This is a genomic window from Mycobacterium sp. NS-7484, from assembly GCF_001953975.1.
GTDB lineage: Bacteria > Actinomycetota > Actinomycetes > Mycobacteriales > Mycobacteriaceae > Mycobacterium.
Genome location: NZ_MBEJ01000014.1, coordinates 59,284 through 67,655, shown reverse-complemented (window position 1 = coordinate 67,655; position 8,372 = coordinate 59,284). Strand labels below are relative to the sequence as shown.

Sequence of the window (8,372 nt, the reverse complement as noted above, 5' to 3'; positions counted from 1 at the left end):
CCAGAAAGGCGTTGCTGGCATATTTCGCCAACTCTGCGCTCTCCGGGCTCATCCGCAGCCTCGCGCCGCCGACGGTCCCGTAGAGCTGCTCGACGGCCTCGGCCGCGTCGTCGTCGTCCGCGCCGATCAGGATCCGGTCCGGATGCCGGAAGTCGTAGACGGCGTGACTCTCGCGCAGGAACTCCGGATTGGACACCGCGCGGACTTTCCTGGGGCCCAGCCGCTCGGTGACCCGGCGGGTGGTGCCGACCGGCACCGTGGACTTCATCGCCAGCACCGCCCCCGGACGGAGCACGCCGGCCAGGTCCTCGACGACGGCCTCCACAGCGGTCAGATCGGCCGACCCGTCACTGCCGCTCGGCGTGGGCACGCAGACGAACACCACGTCCCGGTCTGCCAAGACACCACAGTCCCCGCTGAATCGCAGTGTGCCCGAATGGAGCCCGGACTCCAGAAGTTCCGCCATCCCGGGCTCGTCAAGCGGTGTGATCCCGTTGGCCAACCGACCCACCCGGTCGGTGTCGATGTCGACACATACCGTGTCGTGCTCCCGCTCGGCCAGACACACCGCGGTGGTCAGGCCGACATACCCGGCACCGACGACGCCGACCTTCATGTCGACTCCCCCAGCATCTGGTGCACCGCGTCGAGCACGCGCGGCACGGTGATCAACAACAAGCCCCGGTGCGGTTCAGCGCCGTGCGGATCCCCGCAGTCCCCCGCCCACAGCGCCACGTGCGGCCCGGCACCGCGCGGCCCCCACCGACTCGGCGGGGTGGGTCCGAACAGCAGCACGGAGGGGGTCCCGGTTGCGGTGGCGACATGGCCCACGCCGGTGTCACCGCAGATCAACAACCGGCTGTCGCTGATCAGCGCAACCAGCCCGAGAAGATCGAGAGTGCCTGCCAACATGGCGGATTCGGGTAGACCGGCCCGGTCGACGACACTGGCTGCCAGCTCCGTCTCCTTGGCATCGCCGGTTACCACCACCTCGTACCCGTCCCCGTGTAACGCGGTCGCCACGGCCGCGTAGCGCTCACCGGGCCATCGGCGGGCACCGAATGCCGCCCCGGGATGGATCACCACCACACCGGATCGATCGGGATAACCCGCGGGCCGGTCGATCGCCAGATCCTGCGGATCGCAGTTGATCCCGTGCCACTCCATCAGATGACACCAGCGGTCCACTTCGTGCAGATCGGCCCGCCAGGGCGGCCCGGCCAGTTCCGGATATCCGGCATGGCGATGGCTCAGCATCGACTTCGGTTGCAGCGCCATCAGATCGGCGATGCTCTCGGGGCCGCTGCCGTGCAGGTTGACCGCCATGGCCGGGGCCCGACGCGGATGCACGTGGCCCAGGCCCGGGGTGGGGTCGACGTCGGTGACCGCGCCGGACAACATCGCCAGGTCGCGAAACCGCTCCGGTGCGGCCAGCACGATCCGCTCGGACGGGTAGGTGCGTCGCAGACCACGAAGCGCCGGGAGTCCGGTCATCAGATCACCGAGGCCCAGTGCGCGTAGCACAAAGATCTCGTCGGCGTCCGAATCCGCCTGCGCGGCAGGATCGGGCGCGATCGTCACGGCCACGACGACTCCGTGGAGGCACATACCACCAGTTCCCGCACCTCACATCCGGCGGGCTGCGACAGGGCGAACACCACGGTCTCGGCGACATTGGCCGGTTCGTTGAGCAGGGCATCGGCCGGGGGCTTGTACTGTTCGTCGCGTCCGTCGAAGAACGGGGTGTACATACCGCCGGGGATCAAGGTGGTCACCCCGACCTCCCCGGCCAGTTCCGCAGCCAAGGCCCGGGTGAAGCCGACCACCGCAAACTTGGACGCGCAGTAGGCCGTTGCATCGCTGACGGCCTTGATACCGAGTGTCGAGGCAACCGTCACGATCCGTCCACCGCTGGCCTTCAGAAACGGCAGCGCCGAGCGGATCACCGAGACGGTGCCGAACAGGTTGACGTGCACCACCTGCTCCCAGTCCTTGGCCGGGACATCGGTGAGCTTGCCGCACGAATCGATACCCGCCGCGGTGAACACCCCGTCGACGACACCGCCGGCTCGCTCGGCCAACGCCCGCACCGCGGCATCGACCGCTTCGGTGTCCGCCAAGTCGGCGCGCTCGAAGTCCACGTCCCCGGCGGGTGCATTCCGATCGATGACCAGCGGCGTGCCGCCGTGGCGCACAACAGCTTCCACCGTGGCGGCACCGAGACCCGAGGCACCGCCGGTGATGATGATATTGCCCAGTTTCACGAAAGACCCTTTCGGTCACGACCGCATCGCGGCGATCAGCTTTGACGATGAGTAACCGGCAACCGTCGGCAGTAAAACCACTTCCCCGCCGTGACTGCGCACCACCGGTGCCTCCGGCAGGTCTGCCTCCGTGTAGTCGCCGCCCTTAACCCACACATCCGGACGCAGCGCTTCGAGTTGCTGTTCGGGCGAGGACTCGTCGAAGATCACCACGGCGTCCACACAGGCCAGTGCACAGAGCACCCGCGCGCGGTCGGCCTGCGCCATCACCGGACGGCTGGGACCTTTCAGGGCACGCACCGAGGCGTCGGAATTGAGCAACACCACCAGCGAGTCGCCCAATTGGCGGGCCTGGTGCAGCAGCCGCACGTGCCCGGTGTGCAGCAGGTCGAAGCAGCCGCCGGTGGCCACGAGCCTGCCGCCGCGCCGGCGCAACCGCTCCCGAACCTCGGTGACATCACCGAGAATCGCGGTGAATTCGGCGGATACGCCACCGACGGCACCGATCCGGCCGGGGCTGGAGACGCCGACGGCTCCCCCGGTGGCGACGAACCGGCTTGCCGCATCGACAGCCTCCCCGACCGCGTCGACGATCGACCGGCCCTCGGCCAGAGCCAGCGTGGCCGCCACTGCGAATCTGTCGCCGGCACCGCAGGTGTCCGAACGTGCCGAGCCCCCGACGTTCGAGATGGGCACGGCAACGTTGGTCACCTGACCGTCGTCGGTGGACACCGTCGCACCTCGGGCGCCGAGCGTCACGCTGACTCCGCGGGCATCCCACTGCCGGCGCAGGTGTTCGGCCGAGACAGACTGGGCTTCGGCTTGATTCGGGGTGACCAGCCAACACCCGGGAACCGGAGTCGCCCCGCGCGGGTGCGGATCCCACACCAGCGGGACCCGAGCGGCGATGCGTTCGAGCTCTCGGCGCAATCCGGGGTGGGCGCTCACGCCGTGGCCGTAATCGGCCACACAGACCCCACGGGCATCGCCGAGCACCGCAGCCACCGGGGCCGGTAGATCCTGTCCTCCGGCGATCCCATCCCCGTGGTCGAGGCGCAGCATCGACTGCCCTGACGCGCGAATCCTGGTCTTGCACACCGTGCTCCCGGCCATCGGCAGGGCCACCACGGTGACCCCGGCGGTGGCGAGCAGCTCGGTGAGCCGTCGACCGTCGTTGTCGTCGGCGACAGCGGTCACCAACACCACGCTGGATTCCACCCGCGCCGCCAGCGCTGCCGCCAGACCGGCGCCACCGGGCCGCTGCCAGACCCGGTCGGCATCCACGACCGGTACCGGCGCTTCGGGGCTCAGTCGCGTGGCGTTGCCTTCGATGTCCACGTCGAGCATGCTGTCGCCGACGATCACCAGCGGCCTAGTCATCGGCGCCTCCCCGGGTTGCCGGCATGCTGCCGTTCTGACGCAGCGCATCGTCGAGGGCGATGCACAACGAGTGGACCAACAGCAGATGGATCTCCTGGACGGTGGCGGTACTCGAGGCCTCCACGCATACGGCGTCATCACACATCGCCGCCAAGGGATTGGGTGCCGGACCGGTCAGCGCCCAGGAGGTCAACCCCGATTCGTGAGCGGCCTTGACCGCGGCCAGCACATTGGGGCTCGTCCCGCTCGTGGACAGCGCCACGAGCACGTCGCCGCTGCGGCCGTGCGCGCGCACGCCCCGGGCGAACATCTCGTCCACCCCGTAATCGTTGGCCACCGCGGTGAGCGCCGAGGTGTCGGCGTGTAACGAGATGGCCGACAACGGCATTCGTTCATCGCGGAAGCGGCCCACCAGTTCGGCGGTCAGGTGCTGCGCCTCGGCGGCGCTGCCGCCGTTGCCACAGGCCAACAAACGACCGTCACCGGTGAGCACCTCGGCAAGGTGGCGTCCCCAGCCGGTCAACCTCGCCGCCTCGACGTCGACACGTTCGACCGCTTGGGCCAACGCCGCGATGTGTTCTGTGATCATCGTTGTTACCTCCCACTCGTTGCGCCGAGGCGTTCCACCGCGGCCACCAGTGCGGCATCGCTGATCCCGTCCAGACAGGGATGGCCGGGAATCGGACAGGTACGGGCCCGGGTGCCGCGGCACGGGGCAGTTTGGTCGCCGAGCAACACCATCTGACGCGTGTACGGGCTCCACTGCGTCGCCGGCACGACCGGGGCGAACAGCGAGACCACCGGAACCCCCACGGCCGCAGCCAGATGCGCCGGTCCGGTGTTGGGCGCGACCACGACGGATGCGCCGGCGTAGACACCGGCCAGCGTGGCCAAGGTGGTCTCGCCGCCGAGATCCACCGCGACGCCGTCGGCGACCTGTGCGGTCAGCGCCCGTTCACCTTCACCCCCGGACACCACGACGCGGTGACCCGCGCGCGCCAGCGCCCGGACCATCTGTGCGCTGCGGGCCGGGCCCGGTTGGCGCGCGGGCACCGCCGCGCCCGGGTGAAACACCACATACGGTGCGGTACCGAGTTTTTCGGCCAGCTCGTCTGGCAGCGACGGGAGGGTCTTGACCCGCAACATCCCGTCGTCGCCGGCGGGGGGTTCGATACCGGCGGCGCGAACCAGCGACAGCGCGCGCTCGGGTTCGGGTATGCCTGGTTCGACGTGGTGGCGAAGATCGAGCAGGGTGCCCGGATAGTCCTCACTGATCGCGCCGACCCAACCGATCTCGGCCATTCGGCACAGCAACGCCAGCGGCAGCGGAGACTGATGGAAGGAGGTGAAGACGAACACCCGGTCCGGCGCCAGATCACGCAACTGCTTGATCAGCGCTGCCGCATGATCCGGGGTCAATTCGGGCGAATCGAAATCCACCCACGGCGCCTGCCATTCGATGACGTCGTCCACGCCGGGCAACAGTTCGGCGGCGGCCCGGCCCCGGGGCCCGGCCAGGAAGGTGACCGAGTCGTGCACGGCGGCGACGGCGCGCACGGCCGGACCGGTGATCAACACGTCACCGGCACTGTCGAGCCTGGCCACCAGTGCCCGCGTCATCCTCGGCTCCTCATCGGGCGTCCTTGAGCACAAGTGCCACCGCGGCCTGCAACGTCGGCGCCACCCGGGCGCGACGGTGGGCGTGGGTGATCTCCTGTGGCAGTGTTCGTTTGGTCGGGACCAGCACCGCATCGGCTTCGGCCGACAGCGCGGCCTGCACATCACCACCGGTGTCGCCGATCAGCACGCAACGTGACGGGTCGACGCCGAGTTCGGCGGCAGCCGCTCGAACCATGCCGGGTTCGGGCTTGCGACAGGCGCATCCGTCTGCGGCGTCATGCAGGCAGACCTGCCACGAGTCGAACGGCCCCAACAGCTCGTCCACCCGAGCGTTCACCGCGTCGAGTTGTCCCGTGCTGATCAACCCTTTGGCAACACCCGACTGGTTCGTCACCACGGCCAGCAGCAGGCCCCGTTGACGCAGCCGATCGAGCGCAACGGCCGCTCCGGTCACCGGTCGGACACCGGCGGGGTCACTGAGGTAGGGGCCGTCCTCGATGATGGTGTCGTCGCGGTCCAACAACACGGCCAACGGTGGGTCACGGTGTGCCGAACGGAATTTCCACTCACCGACCAGCCGATGAGCCACCGCCACGGGCGGGATCAGCACGCTCGTGACGAGCATCCGCACGGCTTCGGCGACCGTACGCCGCCCGGCCAGAAACCGGCGCACCGCGAACTCCGCGGTCATGGCCAACCAAGCGGCAAATGCCCATCTCGAGACGGTACGACGACGCAGCGCCGACGACGCGAGTGCCGCCAGTCCGGCCGCGGTGGTCAGCACGTGAGCCGGCATGCGCCCCCGGCCTTCACCGATCGCCGGTCGCCACCCGGGGCCGAACTTGCGCCGCAGCAGCGCATCGTCGCGGTTGCCCCGTTGTGCGCGCACACTGCTCGTGAACGTCGCCGGTGCGACCGGATGGCGGGTACGCCGCGTGCCCGACACGATGTGATGGCCGGCCATGGTGATCCGCAGCCCCAGGTCCGAATCCTCCCGGTACGCACGAGGAAACCGCTCGTCGAACCCGCCGACCTGAACCAGGGCGGAGCGCCGGTAGGCCATGTCGGCGGTGATCCACTGGGCGTCGGCCAGGCGCTGGGTGCGCCGCTCGTCGTCGGTGCTGCGCCGGCCGGAGCGCACCGGCACATCGATCACCGCCTGCGAACCGGCAGCACCGCACTCCTCGGCGGCACGCAGGTCCTCGGCCAGTGCGGCCAGCCAACCGGGATGGGGCAGCACATCGTCGTCGAGAAAACAGATCCATCGCGATCTCGCATGCCGCCAGCCGACATTGCGCGCCGCGGCCGGACCCCGTCCGCCGCTGTGCAACACCGTGACCGGAAGACGGGTCACGATCACAAGCGGCGGGTCGGCCCGAGGCCGGTCGTCCACCACGACGACGGCCTCCGGCGCGGGACCTCCGGAACCCTCCAGGGCGGTCAGCAACCGCTGCAACGACGGTCGGCCGATGCTCGGGATCACGATGGTGAAGCTCATCGCGGCCTCCGCACCACGTACGGTCCGATCGCCAGCAGGTCGATCGGCGCACTGCCGAAGCACTCCAGCGCATCCCGCGGACTGTCGACCATCGGGCGGCCCGCGGTGTTGAAGCTGGTGTTGACCACGACCGGCACCCCGGTGCGTTGCGCGAACCGGTCGATCGTGGCGTACATCAGTTCGTCGGCCGGGTCGATGGTCTGGATGCGTGCGGTGCCGTCGACATGGGTGACCGCCGGGATCCGGGTCTGCCACTCGGGCGAGACGTCATGCACGAACAGCATGTACGGACTGGGAATCGGCCCGCCGGAGAAGATTTCGGCGGCCCGGTCGGCCAGCACCATCGGCGCCACCGGGCGAAACTGCTCGCGGCCCTTCACGGCGTTGAGCCGGTCGAGGTTGTTCTTGTTGCGCGGGTCGGCGAGCAGGGACCGACGGCCCAGCGCCCGGGGTCCGAACTCCGAGCGGCCCTGGAACCAGCCGATCACCTGGTCGTCGGCCAACGCGTCCCCCACGACGGCGGCCAGGTCGTCGGGCCGTTCGTGCGGGACGGCCGCCTCGGTCAGCACGGCACCGATCTCGTCATCGGACCAACTGCGGCCCAACGCCGCCGAGGGCATCGGGGTGATCGGCTCGCCCGCCTCGGCGGCCAGCGCCAACGCCGCACCGAGTGCGGTGCCCGAGTCACCGGCGGCCGGCTGCACCCAGATGTCGCGGAAGAGGCCGCTGCGGTGCAGCCTGGAGTTCGCCACACAGTTAAGCGCCACTCCCCCGGCCAGACAGAGGTTTTCGTGTTCGGTGCGGGAGCGCAGCCAGTCCACCAGCTCGAGTAGCACGTCCTCGAGCACCTGCTGCACGCTGCACGCCAGATCCACCCGGTCATCCCACTCGCTGCCGAACGCCGACCAGTCCACCGCCTCGGTACGGAAACCGCCGTCACCGGTGGCATAGACCAATTCGCGGAACTGGTCGGCGAATCGCGGTTTCCCGTAGGACGCCATCGCCATCACCTTGTACTCGTCACTGGAGCGTTTGAAGCCCAGGTGTTGCGTCAGATCCTCGTACAGCAGGCCCAGCGAATGCGGGAGTGCTTGGGTGGCCAGCACATCGAGCTTGTGGTCGGTGTATTCGCCGGCCAGCATCGAGGTGCGTTCTCCACGGCCGTCGACCACGAGCACCGCACAGTCCGGATGCGGTGAGGCCAGCGCGCTGGAGGCGGCATGCGCGACGTGGTGGCGCACGAATTGCACGACCGAGGAATCCAGACCGGGCAGCGCCGATTGCAGGAACCGCGGCGCCCGCTCGGCATAGAGCGTGCGCAGGTATTCCCAGTCGCGGTCCAGTCCGGCGGTGTCGGAGTCGTCCTCGGCCATCAGCCGCGGGTCGTAGGAGTATCCGACGGCATCGATGTCCGACGGTGACAGACCGGCCTGCTGCAGACACCAGCGTGCCGATTGCACCGGCAACTCCCAGGTCGAGAACGCCACCGCTTCCTTGCCGTGCTTGCGCCGGGTGAACCGCTCCTCCTCGGCGGCGGCGAGGACCTGCCCGTCCACCACGAGCGCTGCAGCCGGATCGTGGAAAACTGCATTGACTCCGAGTATCCGCAC

8 protein-coding genes are annotated in these 8,372 nt (G+C 69.2%); all 8 read right to left on the bottom strand.

Translation table 11 applies throughout. The features are described 5' to 3' along the window. A partial coding sequence (locus A5733_RS03195; protein WP_142253777.1) for a nucleotide sugar dehydrogenase occupies window positions 1-616 on the bottom strand: 616 nt, incomplete at its 3' end. Beyond that, window positions 613-1,608 (bottom strand): glycosyltransferase family 9 protein, encoded by a 996-nt coding sequence (locus A5733_RS03190; RefSeq protein WP_076239047.1) that lies wholly within the window; start codon window positions 1,606-1,608, stop codon window positions 613-615. The genes A5733_RS03190 and A5733_RS03195, both read right to left, overlap by 4 nt. Further along, window positions 1,578-2,264, bottom strand: coding sequence for an SDR family oxidoreductase (locus A5733_RS03185; protein ID WP_076239046.1), 687 nt, complete (start codon window positions 2,262-2,264; stop codon window positions 1,578-1,580). The genes A5733_RS03190 and A5733_RS03185 overlap by 31 nt, the downstream gene beginning before the upstream one ends. Window positions 2,265-2,279: 15 nt before the next feature. Next, complete coding sequence (gene rfaE2 / locus A5733_RS03180) at window positions 2,280-3,644, bottom strand: D-glycero-beta-D-manno-heptose 1-phosphate adenylyltransferase (RefSeq protein WP_076239045.1); 1,365 nt, start codon at window positions 3,642-3,644, stop codon at window positions 2,280-2,282. Further along, window positions 3,637-4,233 (bottom strand): SIS domain-containing protein, encoded by a 597-nt coding sequence (locus tag A5733_RS03175; RefSeq protein WP_067768467.1) that lies wholly within the window; start codon window positions 4,231-4,233, stop codon window positions 3,637-3,639. The genes rfaE2 and A5733_RS03175 overlap by 8 nt, the downstream gene beginning before the upstream one ends. Before the next feature lie 5 nt (window positions 4,234-4,238). Beyond that, a complete protein-coding gene (locus A5733_RS03170; protein WP_076239044.1) occupies window positions 4,239-5,264 on the bottom strand; it encodes a glycosyltransferase family 9 protein in 1,026 nt (341 codons plus the stop codon). 10 nt (window positions 5,265-5,274) lie between these two features. After that, a complete protein-coding gene (locus A5733_RS03165; RefSeq protein ID WP_076239043.1) occupies window positions 5,275-6,762 on the bottom strand; it encodes an HAD-IIIA family hydrolase in 1,488 nt (495 codons plus the stop codon). Then, complete coding sequence (locus tag A5733_RS03160; RefSeq protein WP_076239042.1) at window positions 6,759-8,372, bottom strand: carbamoyltransferase C-terminal domain-containing protein; 1,614 nt, start codon at window positions 8,370-8,372, stop codon at window positions 6,759-6,761. The genes A5733_RS03165 and A5733_RS03160 overlap by 4 nt, the downstream gene beginning before the upstream one ends.

Bases quoted from the DNA above. Each gene is read 5' to 3' on its own strand.
- A5733_RS03190 (WP_076239047.1), bottom strand. From the start codon at position 1,608: ATGTGCCTCCACGGAGTCGTCGTGGCCGTGACGATCGCGCCCGATCCT.
- rfaE2 (WP_076239045.1), bottom strand. From the start codon at position 3,644: ATGACTAGGCCGCTGGTGATCGTCGGCGACAGCATGCTCGACGTGGAC.
- A5733_RS03175 (WP_067768467.1), bottom strand. From the start codon at position 4,233: ATGATCACAGAACACATCGCGGCGTTGGCCCAAGCGGTCGAACGTGTC.
- A5733_RS03170 (WP_076239044.1), bottom strand. From the start codon at position 5,264: ATGACGCGGGCACTGGTGGCCAGGCTCGACAGTGCCGGTGACGTGTTG.
- A5733_RS03165 (WP_076239043.1), bottom strand. From the start codon at position 6,762: ATGAGCTTCACCATCGTGATCCCGAGCATCGGCCGACCGTCGTTGCAG.